Annotated in this window: 17 protein-coding genes; 12 read left to right on the top strand and 5 right to left on the bottom strand. The window is 74.4% G+C overall.

Annotated features, from left to right (window positions below):
- The first annotated feature begins 52 nt into the window (after positions 1–52).
- The 5 genes from ACZ6Y7_RS29495 (at position 53) to ACZ6Y7_RS29475 (ending at position 5,246) form a co-directional block, all read left to right on the top strand.
- The gene (locus ACZ6Y7_RS29495) at positions 53–1,459 is read left to right on the top strand and encodes a PLP-dependent cysteine synthase family protein (RefSeq protein ID WP_465760999.1); all 1,407 of its coding nucleotides are present in this window, start codon (positions 53–55) and stop codon (positions 1,457–1,459) included.
- 297 nt (positions 1,460–1,756) lie between these two features.
- A complete protein-coding gene (locus tag ACZ6Y7_RS29490) occupies positions 1,757–2,743 on the top strand; it encodes an aldo/keto reductase (protein WP_465760998.1) in 987 nt (328 codons plus the stop codon).
- A 98-nt stretch (positions 2,744–2,841) separates the two neighbouring features.
- A complete protein-coding gene (locus ACZ6Y7_RS29485) occupies positions 2,842–3,522 on the top strand; it encodes a TetR/AcrR family transcriptional regulator (RefSeq protein WP_465760997.1) in 681 nt (226 codons plus the stop codon).
- 181 nt (positions 3,523–3,703) lie between these two features.
- Complete coding sequence (locus ACZ6Y7_RS29480) at positions 3,704–4,324, top strand: DUF4188 domain-containing protein (RefSeq protein ID WP_465761110.1); 621 nt, start codon at positions 3,704–3,706, stop codon at positions 4,322–4,324.
- Positions 4,325–4,613: 289 nt separating this feature from the next.
- Complete coding sequence (locus ACZ6Y7_RS29475; RefSeq protein ID WP_465760996.1) at positions 4,614–5,246, top strand: C39 family peptidase; 633 nt, start codon at positions 4,614–4,616, stop codon at positions 5,244–5,246.
- A 141-nt stretch (positions 5,247–5,387) separates the two neighbouring features.
- Here ACZ6Y7_RS29475 and ACZ6Y7_RS29470 read toward each other — a convergent pair whose 3' ends face one another.
- Positions 5,388–6,239, bottom strand: a complete 852-nt coding sequence (locus ACZ6Y7_RS29470; RefSeq protein ID WP_465760995.1) for an SCO6745 family protein — start codon at positions 6,237–6,239, stop codon at positions 5,388–5,390.
- A 316-nt stretch (positions 6,240–6,555) separates the two neighbouring features.
- Here ACZ6Y7_RS29470 and rpe point away from each other — a divergent pair, with 316 nt between their 5' ends.
- Positions 6,556–7,239, top strand: a complete 684-nt coding sequence (gene rpe, locus ACZ6Y7_RS29465; RefSeq protein WP_465760994.1) for a ribulose-phosphate 3-epimerase — start codon at positions 6,556–6,558, stop codon at positions 7,237–7,239.
- A 256-nt stretch (positions 7,240–7,495) separates the two neighbouring features.
- The gene (locus ACZ6Y7_RS29460) at positions 7,496–8,455 is read left to right on the top strand and encodes a pirin family protein (RefSeq protein ID WP_465760993.1); all 960 of its coding nucleotides are present in this window, start codon (positions 7,496–7,498) and stop codon (positions 8,453–8,455) included.
- A 204-nt stretch (positions 8,456–8,659) separates the two neighbouring features.
- Here the strand turns inward: ACZ6Y7_RS29460 and ACZ6Y7_RS29455 are convergent, their stop codons facing one another.
- Entirely contained in the window at positions 8,660–9,055 is a 396-nt protein-coding gene (locus tag ACZ6Y7_RS29455) for a hypothetical protein (RefSeq protein ID WP_465760992.1), read from the bottom strand.
- A 371-nt stretch (positions 9,056–9,426) separates the two neighbouring features.
- Positions 9,427–9,876, bottom strand: a complete 450-nt coding sequence (locus ACZ6Y7_RS29450) for an ATP-binding protein (protein WP_465760991.1) — start codon at positions 9,874–9,876, stop codon at positions 9,427–9,429.
- Between the two features lie 361 nt (positions 9,877–10,237).
- Between ACZ6Y7_RS29450 and ACZ6Y7_RS29445 the strand changes: the two genes are divergently transcribed.
- From ACZ6Y7_RS29445 to ACZ6Y7_RS29435, 3 genes are all read left to right on the top strand, one after another.
- Positions 10,238–11,164: a hypothetical protein gene (locus ACZ6Y7_RS29445; protein ID WP_465760990.1), complete on the top strand. Its 927-nt coding sequence runs from the start codon at positions 10,238–10,240 to the stop codon at positions 11,162–11,164.
- 111 nt (positions 11,165–11,275) lie between these two features.
- Complete coding sequence (locus ACZ6Y7_RS29440; RefSeq protein WP_465760989.1) at positions 11,276–12,088, top strand: helix-turn-helix domain-containing protein; 813 nt, start codon at positions 11,276–11,278, stop codon at positions 12,086–12,088.
- Positions 12,085–12,297, top strand: coding sequence for a DUF397 domain-containing protein (locus ACZ6Y7_RS29435; RefSeq protein ID WP_465760988.1), 213 nt, complete (start codon positions 12,085–12,087; stop codon positions 12,295–12,297). Before ACZ6Y7_RS29440 ends, ACZ6Y7_RS29435 begins: the two co-directional genes overlap by 4 nt.
- Positions 12,298–12,337: 40 nt before the next feature.
- Here ACZ6Y7_RS29435 and ACZ6Y7_RS29430 read toward each other — a convergent pair whose 3' ends face one another.
- Positions 12,338–12,763 (bottom strand): SsgA family sporulation/cell division regulator, encoded by a 426-nt coding sequence (locus tag ACZ6Y7_RS29430; protein ID WP_465760987.1) that lies wholly within the window; start codon positions 12,761–12,763, stop codon positions 12,338–12,340.
- Positions 12,764–13,250: 487 nt separating this feature from the next.
- Here ACZ6Y7_RS29430 and ACZ6Y7_RS29425 point away from each other — a divergent pair, with 487 nt between their 5' ends.
- Together ACZ6Y7_RS29425 and ACZ6Y7_RS29420 are read left to right on the top strand one after the other, a co-directional pair.
- Complete coding sequence (locus ACZ6Y7_RS29425; RefSeq protein ID WP_465760986.1) at positions 13,251–14,549, top strand: PucR family transcriptional regulator; 1,299 nt, start codon at positions 13,251–13,253, stop codon at positions 14,547–14,549.
- Between the two features lie 137 nt (positions 14,550–14,686).
- A complete protein-coding gene (locus ACZ6Y7_RS29420) occupies positions 14,687–15,565 on the top strand; it encodes a helix-turn-helix domain-containing protein (protein WP_465760985.1) in 879 nt (292 codons plus the stop codon).
- A 400-nt stretch (positions 15,566–15,965) separates the two neighbouring features.
- Here the strand turns inward: ACZ6Y7_RS29420 and ACZ6Y7_RS29415 are convergent, their stop codons facing one another.
- Entirely contained in the window at positions 15,966–16,955 is a 990-nt protein-coding gene (locus tag ACZ6Y7_RS29415) for a VOC family protein (RefSeq protein ID WP_465760984.1), read from the bottom strand.
- Between the last annotated feature and the right edge of the window lie 138 nt (positions 16,956–17,093).

Here is a 17,093-nt window from a genome sequence, read left to right as displayed (position 1 = left end):
GCAGGCTCGGGCGGAGCGTTCGTACAGGACCGCACCGATGAAGGAGCCCGGAATGACCGCAGTGCACGAATCCGTCCTCGATGCGATCGGCGGGACGCCGCTGTTCCGCCTCGCGCGGCTCGGCGCCGGTGTCGGGGCGCCGGTGTACGCCAAGGCCGAGTTCCTCAACATCGGTGGCAGCGTCAAGGACCGCGCGGCGCTGTCCATGGTGCTGGCCGCCGAGCGGGAGGGCCTGTTGCGGCCGGGCGGGACGATCGTCGAGGCGACCTCCGGGAACACCGGCATCGGCCTGACCATCGTCGGGCGGCAGCGCGGGTACCGGGTGATCGTCGGGGTGTCGGACCGGTCGGCGCCCGAGAAGGCGGACATCCTGCGGGCGTACGGCGCGGAGGTGGTGCTCGGCACCAGTGCCGTGGCGAGGGAGGATCCGCGGCACCTGTTCAACGTGGTGCAGCGGCTGGCCGAGGAGATCCCCGGGGCCTGGCTCGCGAACCAGTACGACAACCTGGCCAATCCGGACGCCCATGTCCGGACCACCGGCCCCGAGATCTGGCAGCAGACCGGCGGCCGGGTGACCCACGTCGTCGCGGGCGTCGGCACCGGCGGCACGATCACCGGCACCGGCGGGTACCTGAAGGAGGTGTCCGGCGGCGCGGTGACCGTGGTCGGCGCGGACCCGGAGTCCTCCACCTACGGGGGCGGGGACGGCAGCCCCTGGTTCGTCGAGAGCATCGGGCACTTCCTCCACCCCGAGACGGTCGAGGACCGCCGGCCGCAGGCCTACCGGCCCGAGGTGGTCGACTCCTTCGAGCGGATCCCGGACCGCGAGTCGCTGCTGACGGCGCGCCGGCTCGCGCGGGAGGAGGGCATCCTGGCCGGCCCGTCCTCCGGGACGGCGGTGGCGGCGGCCCTGCGGGTGGCGCGGCGGCTGGGCCCGGAGGACCTGGTCGTGGTGCTGCTGCCGGATTCGGGCCGCTCGTACCTGTCCAAGGTGCACAGCGACGCGTGGATGCGGGAGTGGGGCTTCCTGGAGGAGCCGGCGGAGGACGGGCGGACGGCGCTGCGGGAGGCGCTGGCGGCGGCCGGCCCGCTGGCGGTGGTGCCGGCCGACGCCACGGTCGGCGGGGCGGTGGAGGCGCTGCGGGACGTGCCGGGCGGTGTGGCCCCGGTGGCGCTGGCCCGGGCGGCGCGCCCGTTCGGGGTGAGCGCGACGGAGGTGGTGGGCTCGGTGTCGCGGGAGGTGCTGGCGGCGGCGCTCGCGGACGGCGGTGCCAAGCCGGACGATCCGCTGGGCGCGCTGCTCGGGCCCGCGCTGCCGACGGTGGGGGTCGGGCAGTCGCCGGCCGAGGCGCGGGCGGCGTTGGCGGGCGGGGGGCCGGGCGCGGCGCACCCCGCCGTCCTGGTGCTGGTGGACGGACGGGTGGCCGGGATGCTGTCGCGGGAGGACCTCTCGGACTGACGGGCCATCAGATGCTCCTCGCTGGGGCCGGTATGGCGGAGGTCATCCGGTCCGGGGTGCGGTCGAAGACCTGGTCCGGGCGTGCCGGGAGCTCTTCGGGAACCCCTCGGCGCCCGGTTCGGCCTGGCCGGTGCAGCACGCCGTGCTCGCCGCACTGCTCTGGAGCGCCGTGCTGCTCGCGCTCTGCCTGCCGCTCACCGTACGGAAGTTCGCCACGCACGGGCGGTGAGCAGGGGCTCCGGCACACCCGTGGAATGTGCTGGACAGCGGGGCCGGTGTGGACTTGGGTGGAGCGCCATGGAGTACACCCACCTCGGCCGCACCGGCCTGACCGTCTCCCGCCTCTGCCTGGGCACCATGAACTTCGGCCCGCACACCGAAGAGGCCGACGCCCACCGCCTGATGGACACCGCCCACGAGCACGGCATCAACTTCTTCGACACCGCCAACGCCTACGGCCGCGACAGCGAGGGCAACCTCAAGGGCCGTACCGAGGAGATCATCGGCCGCTGGTTCGCCCAGGGCGGCGGCCGCCGCGAGCGCACCGTCCTCGCCACCAAGGCCTACGCCGACATGACGGACTGGCCCAACGGCGGCAAGCTCTCGGCGCTCGCCATCCGCCGGGCCGTGGAGGCCAGCCTGCGCCGACTGCAGACCGACCACATCGACCTCTACCAGATGCACCACATCGACCGGGCCACGCCCTGGGAGGAGATCTGGCAGGCGATGGAGGTCCTGGTCACCCAGGGCAAGATCATCTACGTCGGCTCCAGCAACTTCGCCGGCTGGCACATCGCCCAGGCCCAGGAGGCCGCCCGCTCCCGCCACTTCCTCGGCCTGGTCAGCGAGCAGTCCCTCTACAACCTGCTCGACCGCACCGTCGAGCTGGAGGTCATCCCCGCGCTCCAGCACTACGGCCTGGGGCTCCTCCCGTGGTCCCCGCTGCGCAGCGGCCTGCTCGGCGGCGTCCTGCGCAAGGAGCGCGAGGGCACCCGCGGCCGCAGCGCCCTGGGCCACGCGAGCGAGATCCTCGCCGAGCACCGCGACCGCATCCAGGCCTACGAGGACTTCGCCGACGAGCTCGGCACCGACCCCGCCGACCTCGCCCTGGCCTGGCTGCTCTCCCGTCCGGCCGTCACCGCCCCCATCATCGGCCCGCGCACCCCGGCCCACCTGGACGCGTCCCTCCGTGCGCTCGATCTGGAGCTCGACCGGAAGACCCTGGACCGCCTCGACGAGCTCTTCCCGGGCCACCGGCCCGCCCCGGAGGACTACGCCTGGTAGGTGACCGCGCCGGTAGGCGGCGCGGTCGTCGCGGAGGCTGCCGGCCCCGCCCCCGGACGGAGGGGGCGGGGCCGGTCGGCTGTGGTAGCAAGGCGGGCATGAGGGAGACGAAGAGCCGGGGGGCGTACCACCACGGGGCGTTGCCGGAGGCGCTGATCGCGGCGGCGTTGGAGGTGCTGGACGAGCAGGGGCAGGCGAAGGTCAGTGTGCGGGAGGTGGCCCGCCGGGCGGGGGTGTCGGCGGGGGCGCCGTTCCGGCACTTCGCCGACCGGGAGGCGCTGTTGACCGCGTTGGCGGACCGGGTGCTGGCGGACCTGATGCGGTGGCAGGAGGCGGAGGTGGCGGCCGCCGGGCCTGGCGCCGGGTCGACCGCCGGGTCGGGCGGGGAGTCGAGTGGCGGGCCGGGCGGTGGCTCGGGTGGCGGCTCGGTGATGCGGACGGTCGGACTGGGGTTCGTCCGGTACGCGATGCGGCATCCGCGGCGGTTCGAGCTGGTGCGCTCACGGGTGTTCACGTCCGCGCCGGAGCCGGAGCTGCGGGAGCGGTTGGACGGGATCGACCGGGCGTTGACGGACGTGGTCGTCGCGGACCAGGAGGCGGGTCGGCTGCGGCCGGGCGACCCGGCGCTGGTCACGCTGGCCGGGCAGGCGCTGGTGTACGGGCTGGCGCAGATGATCGTCGACGGCTACCTGCCGCCGGAGCGGGCGGAGGAGCTGGCCGGGCAGGTGCTGGACACCTTCGGGCAGGGCATCGCGATGGTCAACCGTCCTGCGACGTAGCCGAATTGTGGTGGTGACGAGCCTTGACCGGGTCGTCGCGCGCTGATGTAATCACCGATTACATGGGTGCGGGCAGGGGGAGGCCGGGATGCACGCGGAGAGCACGTCCGTCGGGGCGGGGGGCACGTCCGGTGGGTCGGCGGGCGCGGCCGTCGGGGCGGAGGGCGCGTTCGTCCGGTCGGTGTCCGCCAAGCCGCTGCGGGGTTACACCACCGCCGCCGCCACCGGCGACACCGTCGTCCTGCTGATCGGCATGCGGATCAACCGGTTCTGGGCCGTCCACCACTGGGGCCCGGTGATGTTCGCGATGTTCCGGATGCTCTGGGAACTGCGCCGCGGCTCCGAGCGCGGCCGGGAACGCGGCCTGCTCGCGCGGGTGCTGCTCACCGCCTCGCCGCGCACCTACTACGTCGTCCAGTACTGGGAGTCCAAGGAGAAGCTGTACGGCTACGCCACGGCGCCGGACGGCTTCCACCACACCGTGTGGGGCATCGCCAACCGCAAGCTGCGCGAGGGCAAGGCCCGCGGGCACGTCGGGCTCTGGCACGAGACGTACATCGCGCCGGAGGGCGGGTACGAGTCGATCTACTTCGACATGCCGCCGTTCGGCCTGGCCCGTGCCACCGGGGCGGTCCCCGTGGAGCAGCGCGGACGGCACGCGGCGCAGCGGCTGGCCTACCGGTCGAGCGAGACGGGCGGGGCGGGCGATTCGGCCGGCGCCGGGAAGCGGCTCGGGGAGGGGGCCGTCGGGGAGGCGGCCGCCGGGGACGGCGTGGGCCCGACGGCCGCGCCGGGCGCGTAGGTGGCGGGGGCGGGGGGCGAGTCGGGCCCCAGGGTGGCCGCGAGGTAGAGCCATGGTCCGATGACGATCAGGGCACCCGCCGCCAGGACGCTCAGCAGACCCAGCAGTACCTTTGCTCCGGCGTTCATCGGCGTCGCCTCCCGGGCCTCGGCCCTCGGTCGTCCTCGGTGTGCCCGGTGGTTCTCCGCGGCGTCATCGCGATAGGAAAAGCCGCAGGTCGGGCGCCTGAGTACGGGTACTCAGGAGTGTCGTGAGTCGGTCGGTCGCCCCGGCGTGAGAGCGTCGGGGGATGGCGGACGAGGTTGTGGTGCACGAGGTGCCGTACCGCGCGCAGTGGGAGTCGCCCGAGCTGGTGCGCGAGATCGTCGACGGACGGCTGAACGCGTCGGCGGACCCGCGGTGGGGCGAGTCCGGGGCGGCCGATCCCGAGGAGTACGCGTGGTGGTCGTGGCGGCTGTGCGGGGTGGCCTGCCTGCGGATGGTGCTGGAGCACTGGTGGGGCGTGACACCGACGGCGATGGCGCTCGCGGGTGAGTGCATGGCCGCCGGTGCGTACGTGCGGGACGGCGAGAACCTGCGCGGGCTGATCCACCAGCCGTTCGCCGACTACGTCCGGCGGCGGTGGGGACTGGTGGCGCAGGCAGGGGAGTTGACGCCCGAGGAGGTGGCCGCCGAGGTGGTCGGCGGTCGGCTGGTGATGCTGTCGGTGCACCCGTCGATCCGGGAGCCGGGCGGGCCGGCGCCGGTGCGGCGCGGCGGGCACCTCGTACTGGCCGTGGGCGCCACGGACACGGCGCTGGTGATCCACAACCCGTCCGGTTTCCCGGGGGAGTCGCAGGCCTTCGCGCGCGTGCCGTGGCGGTCGTTCGGGGCGTTCTACGCCGGGCGGGGGATCGTCCTGGGGCCGCCGCCCGGCGTCTGAGGGGGCGCGCCGCCGGGGCCGCGCGGTCTGCGGCCGGCCGGCTCGGCGCTGCTGACGGCCGGTCGGGTCGGCGCTGCCGACGTCCGCCGCTGCCGAAAGTCGGCCGGGCCGGCCCCGCTGACGGCCGGCCCGGGATCTGCCCTACGGCTGGTCAGGCAGCCCCGCCGGGTTGACCGGCTGTCCGCTGCGACACAGCGCCGACATCGGCTTCAACGCCGCCGCCAGCCGGTCGAGTTCGGCGCGCGGGTAGTCCTCCCAGACCCGGGCGGCGGCGAGGTCGGTGGCGGCCTCCAGCGACTGGTGGCCCATCCGGCCGAGCTCGGTGAGCGTGCCCCGTTCGGTCAGCCAGCCGCGTTCGACCAGGCGCTCCGCGGCCGCCTCCCACTCGGCGTCCGTCCACCCGCGCAGCGGCTGTATCATCTCCCGCCGCATGTCCATCGCGCACCGGACCACCAGCGCCTCGCAGCCGTCCAGTCCGGCCGCCACCAGCGCGGCCACGTGGCCGTCCCCGCGGTGCTCGCGCATCACGGTGGCGGCCTGCCAGAGCCGCTCGTACCGGCCGCTGGGCCGCGGGAGCGCCGCGTTGGCGGCGGCCAGCACCCGGCCGGCGCAGTCCAGTCGGGACGCGGCCCGCTCCAGGGTCTCCGCGACCAGCTCGACCTGCTCCGGGTCCACCCGCTCCAGCAGCCGGGCCAGCGTCGCCGCCGAGCCCTTCAGACGGGCGGCCAGCGCCTCCTCGGGGCTCGCGAGCGTCCACACCTCCGGCAGCGCGCGCTCCACCATCGCCGGGGCGAAGGTGAAGAAGGCGGCCACCACCGGCGCCGCGTCCACCGCGCCGAGCGGGGCCGAGCGGCTCGCGAAGTAGCCGTGCAGCCGGCCGTGCAGTCCGGCCTCCTCGAAGGCGGCGCGCCCCTCGGGCTGGAAGTAGGTGACGGCGTGCACCGGCTCGAAGAGCCACCACAGCGCGCGGGCGGGGTGGACGAGATCGGTCATCGGGAGACCTTCCTCGGACGGAGCTCCGGGTGGGAGCGGGAGCTCGGCTGGTCGGGACGGTCCGGCGGGTGCCGTGGCGGCCCGTGTTTCGGGACGGTCCGCGGGCGTCGTGGCGGCCCGGGGACGGGTCGCTCCGGCGGGTGCGCGGACCGTTCCAGGGCTGATGACCACGGCGACGGCCCCGGTAACCCCGGCGCGGGTGTGATGACGGTCACGCGGGGGTCACCGTGTGCGGTCGGCGGTGGGACGGCGCGAGATGATGGGGCGAGGTGCCCGATCCCGGGGCGCCCCAGCCCTCATGTGAAGGTAGTCGGTCATGGCCCAGATCAACCCCAGCATCCTGTCCGCGGACTTCGCCCGGCTCGCCGACGAGGCCGAGGCCGTCCGGGGTTCCGACTGGCTGCACGTGGACGTCATGGACAACCACTTCGTGCCCAACCTGACCCTGGGCGTCCCGGTGGTCGAGTCGCTCGCCCGCGCCACCGACATCCCGCTCGACCTGCACCTGATGATCGAGGACCCGGACCGCTGGGCCCCCCAGTACGTCGAGGCCGGCGCCGGCTCGGTCACCTTCCACGTCGAGGCCGCCGCCGCGCCCGTCCGGCTCGCCCGCGAGATCCGCGCCAAGGGCGCCCGGGCCTCCATGGCGCTCAAGCCCGGCACGCCGATCGAGCCGTACGAGGACCTGCTGCCCGAGCTCGACATGCTGCTGATCATGACCGTCGAGCCCGGCTTCGGCGGCCAGGCGTTCCTGGACATCATGCTGCCGAAGATCCGCCGCACCCGGGAGCTCATCGCCAAGCACGACCTGGAGCTGTGGCTGCAGGTCGACGGCGGCGTCTCGGCGAGCACCATCGAGCGCTGCGCCGAGGCCGGCGCGGACGTGTTCGTGGCCGGCTCGGCGGTGTACGGGGCGGAGGACCCGGCGGAGGCGGTCCGCAAGCTGCGGGAGCTCGCCGACCAGGCGTCGGCGGACGCCTGGTGGGCCTGCCGGCACTGAGTCGGGGCGGGGGCCGGGCCTGGGGGCTTACGGCCCGGGGCTTACGGGGCGCGGTCGGGGGCTGCCTGGGGTCGGGGGCGGGGCGGCCTGGGCGGGGTGCTCGCGACCGGGTGCCCAGCGCCGGGCGTCGGCCGGCGGGGCGCCGGACGGGGCGGGCACGGGTGGAGGAACGTCGGCCGCTGCCGGATGATCGGTGAGGGAGCCCTCCTGCGGGCTCCCCTCCGCCAGCCCCTCCTCGTACGGTGGTGGAACCGCGATGAGCAACCTCGACCTCAAGCCCGCCCCGACCACCTGCGGCCGCGAGGCCGGCCCCGGCCCGGTGAGGGATCTGCTGACGCCCCGTCACGTCCCGCTCGGGGGAAGCACGGTGGTCCGCCGCCTGCTCCCCAACCTGGGCCGCCGGATGGTCGGCGCCTGGTGCTTCGTCGACCACTACGGCCCCGACGACATCGCCGACGAGCCCGGCATGCAGGTGCCGCCGCACCCGCACATGGGCCTGCAGACGGTCAGCTGGCTGCACGAGGGCGAGGTGCTGCACCGCGACAGCCTCGGCAGCCTGCAGACCGTCCGGCCGTACGAGCTGGGCCTGATGACCTCCGGCCGGGCGATCTCGCACTCCGAGGAGTCCCCGCGCCCGCACGCCCGCCACCTGCACGGCGCCCAGCTCTGGGTGGCCCTCCCGGAGGCCCGCCGGCACACCGCCCCCGCCTTCGAGCACCACCCCGACCTGCCCGTCGTCACCGCCCCCGGGCTGCGCGGCACCGTCATCCTCGGCACCCTCGACACCGCCACCTCGCCGGGCACCACCCACACCCCCCTGGTCGGCGCCGACCTCGCCCTCACCGAGGGCGCGGACCTCCGGCTCCCCCTCGTCCCCGACTTCGAGTACGCCGTCCTCGCCATGTCCGGCCGGGCCGACGTCGACGGCGTCCCCGTCGAACCCGGCTCCATGCTCTACCTCGGCTGCGGCCGCCCAGACCTCCCCCTCCACGCCTACACCGACGCCGCCGTCCTCCTCCTCGGCGGCGAACCCTTCGACGAGAAGATCGTCATGTGGTGGAACTTCATCGGCCGCTCCACCGAGGACATCGCCCAGGCCCGCGCCGACTGGATGACCGGCACCCGCTTCGGCGAGGTCCACGGCTACGCCGGCGACCGCCTCCCCGCCCCCGAGCTCCCCGCGCTGCCCCTGAAGCCCCGCGGGCGGGAGCGCTGACCCGGGGGCACGCGCCCGGGCGTTCCGCGCCGCCGGCCCCTCCGGGGGAGGCCGTTCGGAGGGCGGCCCGGGGGTCGTCGCATCGCGCGTTCCGTGCAGGCGCGGACAAGGGACGGGCCCCGGGGACGGGCTCACCCGGGCGCTTCCTGTTCTGCGGCCGACCGGCTTGGCGTCGTGACGTGTCCCAGGGCGTGAGAACGGCCTTCAGGAGGGGCCCGGCTCGCCGTGCCGGAAGATGTCGACACCGTGTGTTCGGGGGCCTCCCGCAGCGTCGACGGTGATGCGAAGCGGGCCGTTCCCGAAGCAGCTGCTCCGCTGCGGGCCGGTGTCGTGGGCGGCGGTCTGCGCAAGGGCGTACTGGAACGGGAGGCCGATGGTCGCCGCCGGGAGGAGGACGCAGAGCAGGCCGTGCCCCAGGCTGAGCCGCAGGTCCTTCCGTCGCAGGGCGGTGAAAAGCTGCCAACCGCCCCAGCAGAGCGCGCCGATCCCCAACGCCAGGCCGGTCCAGGCCAGCGGTAGGACGTAGGCCGGGGCGCCGGGGCCGTCGTGGCACCGGCTGACGAGCGCATGGACGTCGCCGTCCGCGATGACCGTGGGCACGGTGCACAGCCAGCTCGCGCAGACGAGGACCAGTGGGCCGCGTGCCCGGAACGGGCGAGGGGGGGCGCTGGTCGTCCGACGTCGGTCCGGTACCGGTCCGGGTTGACGCGGACGAAGGGCGGTTTCCGGGGGCCGTGCTGCTCCCGCGCATCAGGAAGTCGTCCATGTTCTGCGCGCCGGCCCGGCTCTTCGCGCAGTCGGCTCGCTGGGACAGCCCGTCACCGCCCGCGCCCCACTGTGCGTGGAGGCTTGTCGGCGCAGGGCCTCCGGATGTCGTTCATGTGTCCCCTGCCCCCGATGCGCCGGTGACGACCGGCATACGTACGGTCATCCTACTGCTCGGTTCGTGGGGGAGGGGGACGACTCCGGGACTACCGACGCCGGCACTCCGCCCAGACCGTCTTGCCCGGGGCTGCCGAGCGCGGGGAGGTACCCCAGTCGTCGGCGAGGGCGGCGACCAGGAGCAGTCCTCGACCGGACTCGGCGTCGGTGGGCAGGGCCGGGGGAGCGGTCGGCGGCGTCCGTTCGGCGCGGGTGTCGGATACCTCGATGCGGAGGACGCCGGGGTGCTCGGCGAGCCGGACGGCGAAGTCCCGGCCGGGGACGCGGCCGTGGCGGGCGGCGTTGGAGGCGAGTTCGGCGGTGATCAGGGCCAGGGTTTCGTTGAGCGGGGAGTCGTAGCCGTACCCCCAGTCGTCGAGGCGGCGGGAGACGAGTCGGCGGGCGAGCCGGGCACCGCGCGGGGTGGGGCGGAACCGCGTGGCGAACTCCCGGAGAGGAGTGGTCGCTTCGGGAGTGCTGGGGCTGTCCAGGGATGTCATGGGCAGGAGCGTGCCGGGCGCGGAGAGGCCGTGACCAGCGGCGACGCGCGTACGGCCGGGCCGTGTACGGCCGGCGGGCAGCCGTGTACGCGGGTGTCGAGGAGGTCCTTGCGGGTAGGCCGCGCACGGGAACGAAGGTGGACGACCGGCGCGTTCTGACGCTGAACGAGGTGCGCGGCGGCGCTCTGGGAGCGGGCGGCCGGTGAACCCCTCACATTGACGGTGTGCCAGGTGTGCCAGGTGCGGCTGATAGCGGCGGAGTCCGGTGCCGTCTGCGGCCGAGCGGGCTGAGGCCGGCGGTTCACGGATTCGGGGGCGGGAGGCGGTCACCGCGTGCTACCGTCCGGCTACAGATCAAGAGATGACCCCGGCGGTGCTGGAACACCCCGGGGTCGGGCACAAGGAAGCAGCACTCCTCATGCACGTGCACTTTATCGCGCCCGAACGCTATGTACGGGCGTCACACGAGATCGTCCGCCACCCGCGTCTGCGGGCCACCGCGAAGACACTGCTGCTGTGGGCGCTGTCGCTGCCGCCCGGCAGCCGGGACACCGTCCTCACCATCGGCAGGCGGATGCCCGAAGGGCGCACGGCGATCGCCCGCGCGCGGGCCCAGCTGATCGAGGAGGGCTACCTGCACGTCCGGCGCTCCCAGCACCCGACGAAGGGCACGTGGACGACCCGCGTCCTCGTCAGCAGCGTGCCGCTGACGGAGGCGGACGAGATCGAGGCGGCCTGGTGCGATTCGGTCCGAAACCCGGCACTCGGTGAGGGGGAGCGTCGGGAAGTCGGCACCTCCCCCAAGGGGGAGAAGACCGAGGGGAACACCTCCTCCCGCGCGGGGTGCGGCGAGGGAGAAGCAGCCGGGTTGCTCGGTCGGTTGACCGCCCGGGACCGGCGGTTGCGGTTGGGGGCGGCTGAAGTCCTCGATCTCGCGCCGCTCGTGGCGGACTGGCTCGCCCGGGATCCGGACGTCGGGCGGCTGCGGGAGGCCCTGTTGGGCGGTCTGCCCCCGCATGTGCTCGCGCCGGCGGGCTTCGTGCGAGCACGCCTGGAGCGACGGATGCCGGGGGCGGTCGTCGCCGCGCCCGGCGCTGCGGCCGGTGGCATGGGGGAATGCGCGAGTTGCGCGGATCCCGTGCCGGGTGGCGGCGTGATCTGCGGACGCTGTAGGGGAGTAGCACCTCCTCAGGCCGGGCCGGATGTGGCCGTGGTCGAACGCAACCGCCGGGGCGCGGAACGCGCGCGCGGCCTGCTGCGGGGTGCGGCCGTCGCACCAGCCGCGTAGCGGGTGAATTCGCAGTATTCCGGACACCCCGACCGGTTGCGTTCCGTAGGGTTCCGCTAGCCGATCGTGGGCGGATGTCCGGGTGGACTTGGCGGGCCGGAGGTGGTCGACATGGCGGAACAGGACGACGGGGCAGGCCTTCTACGCGCCTTCGGGCGGCAATTGAAGCTCCTGCGGGAGCGGGCGGGTCTGTCCCGGGCCCAGTTGGGCGCCCGGTTGGGGTACGGCGAGGACCTGATCGCCTCGGTGGAGCTCGGGCGGAGGATTCCCCGGCCCGAGCTGATCGACAGGGCGGATCACGAGCTGAACGCGGGCGGCGTGCTGATCGCGATGAAGGACGAGGTCGCCCGGGCCCGGTACCCCGCGTTCTTCCGGGACGCCGCCAAGCTGGAGGCGGAGGCGGTGGAGCTGCAGACCTACGACATCCATGTGGTGAATGGCCTGCTGCAGACCGAGGAATACATGCGGGCGCTGCTCGCGATGCGCAGGCCTCTCCTGGAAGAGAGCGTTATCGAGCAGCGAGTGGCCGCCCGCTTGGCTCGGCAGGAGCTGTTCGCATCCCGGGTCTCCCCGCTGATGAGTTTCGTCATGGAGGAGTCCGTGCTGCTGCGGCGACTCGGCGGTGTAGCGGTGATGCGCGGCCAGCTGGAGCAGATTCTCCTGGTCGGGCAACGACGCAATGTGGAGGCGCAGGTCATGCCCCTCGACCGTGAGGACAATGCGGGTATCGACGGCGGCTTCACCTTGTTCACCCGCAAGGGCGGCGAACAGATCGGTTACATGGAGATGCAGGGGCATAGCACACTGGTCACTGATCGCGAGGAAGTCCGCGCCCTCGCCGCACGTCATGGGATCATCCGCGCGCAGGCGCTGACCCCTCGTGAGTCACTGGCGTACGTCGAGAAGTTGCTGGGAGAGCTATGAATGCCGACGAGAGCACCGGAGAGTCGCAGGCCTTGGCCTGGTTCAAAAGCAGTCATAGTGGTGCGGAAGGCGGACAGTGCGTGGAAGTGGCGCTGACAGGAGCCCTCGTCCACGTCCGTGACTCGAAGGACCCGGAAGGGCCGGTCCTCCGCATCGAGTCGGCTGGTTGGGCGGCGTTCGTCCGGTTCGCCTCCGCGAGTCAGGTCTGACCGCAGACCGTCCGGGGCGGGACTGCGCGTCACTGCCGCCTCAGCGGGGCGGGGTGGACCAGTCGAGGAGGGGGCCTTCGGAGCCGGGGGGTACCAGGGGGAAGGTCTCCCGGCGGAGCCAGCGGCGGACTTGGCGGGCGGGGAGGTCGAGGAGGACGACGGCGCCGTGTCCCCGGAGCATGACGCGCAGGTGGGGGCGGCCGTGGCAGGGGCAGGGCGGCCAGATGCGGACGTCGCCGAGTCCGCTGGGTTTCTGCAGGCCCTCCCAGAGGAGGTCGCGGGCGAAGCGCCAGACGCCCGCTTCCGCGGCGGGCCCGAGGAACTCCAGGGCCACGGCGAGGGGGTCGTCGCTGCGGTAGCCGAGGCGCACCGGGACGTCGACGGCGTCGTGCTCGCCGAGGACGAGTCGGGCGTCGAGGAGGAGGTCGGTGCTGGTGGCCTCCGGGAGGGGGTGGTGGGTGGGCATGGGTTCTCCTGGGTGGTGCGGGGCGCGTGCCGGGACGGGCGGCCCGTGGGGCGTGGGGGAAGGGCGTCCGGCCGGTGCGCGGGGGCGGGGCGGGCCGGTGCTCTCGCCCCCGGGCCCTGGGAGCTGCCGGGAACAGGGGGAGGCGGAGCCGCTCCCCAGGCTAGGCGGCGCAGGTGGGGCAGGTGTTCCGGCGGTGCACCGCGACATGACGATCCGTGCACCGTCCGTCCGGGCCGCGGGCGGTGGCGGGGCTGCTTCGCGTCGTGGGGGGTGCGGGCCGGGGGGTAGGGGCGTTTGTAGGTGATGCTCCGTCAATGATGGTGGCGTGCAGGGCAGTTGGTGGGGGCGAGCGCGCTGGTCGGGGGGTGTCGGACGCTCCGTGTGGGTGTGGCCCGGGCGTGTCGCGGCCCTCGGTTCCTCGGTTTGTCGGAGGCTTGTCCGGCCGGTTTCACCCCCTGTATCAATGCCCCCCGGGAGGCAATTGATCATGAAGAGGTGGAGTCGGCGCGCGCGTCCGGGAGGCGAGGCGCTCCAGGCACTGGTGGACGGCCTGGCCGAGGAGTTGGGGCGGTCCGTCGTCCTCGACGACCCGCTGGTGCGGATGATCTGCACCAGCCGGCACTTCGGGGACGAGGACCCGGTACGGGTCCGCACGCTGCTGCAGGGCATCGCGGACGACGAGGCCATCCACTACGTGCTGGCGCAGGGGGTCGCCCGGTGGACCGGCCCGGGCGTCCTGCCGGGCCGGGACGACCTGGGACTGCAGCCGCGCTACTGCGTCCCGATCCGCGAACGGGGCCACGTGCTGGGCATCCTGATGGTCGTGGCGGCCAAGCCCCTCACACCGGCCGAGACCGAGGCCATCGACCGGGCCGCCCGCGCCGTGGCCGTCGAGATGTACGCCGAGCGGCTCGCCTCGGACGCCGCCGAGGAGCGCACCCGCCGGCTGGTGCACCACCTGGTCGGCTCGGACGTGGCACTGCGCTGCGCCGCGCACCGGTGCCTGCTGGACGACGGACTGCTGCCGGCCGGCCCCCACGTCGTGGTCACCGGCGTGGCCGTCGCCGGCCGGCGCGGGCCGTCCGGGCACGTCTCGGTGGCGCTGCGCGGCGCGCTCGAACCGTTCCGCCGGACCCGGACGGCCCGCGGCCTGGCCGCCGTCGACCAGGACCGGGCGGTCCTGGTGCAGGTCTTCGAGAAGGAACCGACGGACGAGGACCTGGACCTGCAGTCCCGCGCCATCCTCCGCTCCCTGCGGACCTTCCTGGACGCGGACGCCGTCCCGCTGGTGGGCGTGGGCGGACGCCGGACGGGCCTCGCCGACGCGTGGATCTCCCACGACCAGGCCCGCGCGGCGCTCCGGGCGGCCCGTCGGCTGCCCCGGCTGGAGGGCATCGGGGACTGGGAGCGGCTCGGGGAGTACGCCGTCCTGCTCCACCTGCCCGACAGCGTGCTCGACGCGGCGCTGCTGCCCAAGCCGCTGCGGCGCCTGCTGGACGGCGGGGGCAGCGCCCGGCTGGAGGAGACCCTGCGCTGCTTCCTGGACAACGCGGGCTCGGTGCCCAGGACGGCGGAGGCCCTGGAGGTCCACCGCACCTCGCTGTACTACCGCCTGCGCCGGATCCAGGACATCACGGGCCTGGACCTGGACGACGGCGCGCACCGACTCGTCCTCCACCTGGGACTGCGGCTGTGGGACCTGCTCCAGCAGCCCGGGGACGTCCCCGGGTCTGACCTGCGACGTCAGGGGTCGGGAGGGGGCGCCGTCCTTGCTACAGAGCGATGAAGCTCCGTCGGGCAATCCCTACGCCGGTCGGTGGTCAACGGCCCCGGACCGTCGCCAGAATCCTCCGTACGAGCTGCCGCTCATCCCCCGGAGACCCGCCGGTCCCCGGACCTTCCGAACGGACCCGAACGAGCACCATGCACCAACTGATCACGAACGACGGTGGGCGCCTGGCCCACCGTGACGGCGGCGACGACCAGGCCTACGACGACGGCGGCAACGGCTGCATCGACGTCCTCGCCCCGCCGCCCGGGGGCGACCCCGACGACTGCCTGTACGTCGCCCTGCACGTCCACGGCGCGGCCTCGGTCCGCCGCCACGGCGCCAGCACCGACCTTGCCCCCGGGGACCTGCTGATCGACACCACCCCGCACCCGGCCGGCCTGCTGCAGGACGCCGGGTGCCGGATGATCCGGTTCCGCGTCCCCTGCTTCCACCTCGGCGTCCGGCACGGCGACGTCCGGCGCACCGGCGGCCTACTGGCACGCGGGAACGAGGGCATCGGCTCGCTCGCCTCCCAGTTCCTGCGCACCCTCGCCGGCCAGACCCGCACCCACCGCGCCCGGCCCGGCGACCACCTGGCGCGCAGCGTCTCCGACATCGTCGCCGTCCTGGTGACCGAACTGCTCCAGCGGGAGGACCCCGAGCACCGGAGCGGCGCCGCCGAACTCCTCACCCGGCTCCGCGCCCACATCGAGGAGAACCTCGCCGACCCGGACCTCTCACCCGAGTCGATCGCCCGCTCGCAGCACATCTCGGTGCGCTACCTGCACAAGCTGTTCCAGCAGGACGGCACCACCGTGGGCCAGTGGGTGCGGGGGCGACGCCTGGACGCCTGCCGCCGGGAGCTCGAACGGCCCGCCCGCCGGCAGCCCAACGTCGCCGCCGTCGCACACCGGTGGGGCTTCGTCAGCCACTCCCACTTCAGCCGGGCGTTCCGCGAGGCGTACGGGGTCTCGCCCCGGGAGTGGCAGGCGTACGCGGCCGGGGGCGGCAGCCGAGACACCGCGTCCTGACTGACCGGGCCGCCGCCATGAGCCGGACCGCGGTCCGCCTGCGGCGGGCCTCGGCCCGGCGGCATCCGAAGAGCAGCCCCGGCACAGCCCGGCACCCCGCCCCGGCGCGGCCGTCGTGGACGAGCACGACGGTCGCGCCAGGCGGGGTGCCGCACGTCTCCCGCCTCGCAGCAGGCTCCCGGCGGCCCCGGGGCGGGGCTCGCCCGACTGTCCGGAGCGGGCGGTGGGGTGGTCGGGGCGGCCGGCCGCGGTCGCGGGGGTGCTGTGCTGCGTCGGGCGGGGTGCCCAGCGCCGGGGCGGAGAGCCGGGGCGGTGAGCCGGGGGACCCGGACGTGCCGATGGGCGGCCAGGCGGGGAGGGCCTGGCCGCCCGGTGGCGGTCGCGGATCGGAGGAGTGGGGTCAGTGATCGGTGTGGAGCTCCGCGGTGTAGCCGCCGGGGAAGCGGACCATGGCGCTGTCGCGGCCGCCCGTCCGGACCGGGCCGGACAGGACGGTGGCGCCGGCCGCGGTGGCGCGCTGGAGGGTGGCGCCGAGGTCGGGGACGCCGTAGCCGGTGAGTTCGGTGCCGTAGGGGTGGGGCAGGTGGCCGTCCGTCACGGTGACGACCGTGGTGCCGAAGCCGGAGGTCAGGCGGATCAGCCGGTAGGTCGTGCCGGGCAGGCCGATGGCGGCGCCGTCGGCGCGGCGGTCGTCGGAGACGATGCGGCCCTGGGTGAAGGAGAGGTAGCTGCGCAGGAAGGCGCCGACCGCGTCGGGTGAGAGGTAGAGCCGGTTCTCCGGCACGCTCGCCAGGGCGGGGTAGGACGGCGGCGTGGTGTGCACGTAGAGCTGGGCGTTGATCCCGCCGGGGAACTGGATGACGGCGTCCCGGCCGATCGGGTCGGCGAAGGGGGCCACGGTGACGGCCGCGCCGTCGGCCCGGGCGGCGCGCACGGCCTGGTCGAGGTCGGTGACCAGCCAGCCGGTGCGCTCGGTGCCGAAGGGGTACGGGACGGGCGTGGTGTAGTCGAACACCGACAGCGTGCCGACCGGCGAGACCACCAGCTCGGACAGCGTCCGGCTGGGCGTGGGCGTCACCTGGGTGGCGACCGGCCCGATCGTGGTGCCGCCGAAGGTGGACGTCCAACTCGCCACGAAGGCCTGCTCGGTGCCCGGCGCCACGTACACGTGGGTCGAGTCGTACTGCGGACCGACGGCGAACTGCCGGTGCGCGCCTCGGGCCGCCGTGGCCTGGTCCGGGGCCTGGTCCGTGGCCTGCGTTGTGCTCTGGGCCGTGATCTGGGCCGTGATCGGGGCCGTGCCCTGGGTAGCCGAGGCGGCGGGGATCGCGGTCAGCGCGGCGATCGCCGTCACCAGCGGGACGATGCGGCGGGCCAAGCGGAGTTGCACGGGTGACCTCCTGGTCCTGGTGCGCGCCCGGCGCCCGCTGGAAAGGGGGGTCGGGTGTGGGTTCGGGGGGAAGAAAGGGAGGGCGTGGGAACGTTGGGGTGGGGGTGTGACGGGGTGTGGACGTATGGAAGGCTGGAA

The organism is Kitasatospora sp. NPDC053308 (assembly GCF_055585785.1).
Note: the sequence above shows the minus strand (reverse complement) of the source record. Positions and strands in the feature narration are given on the sequence as shown.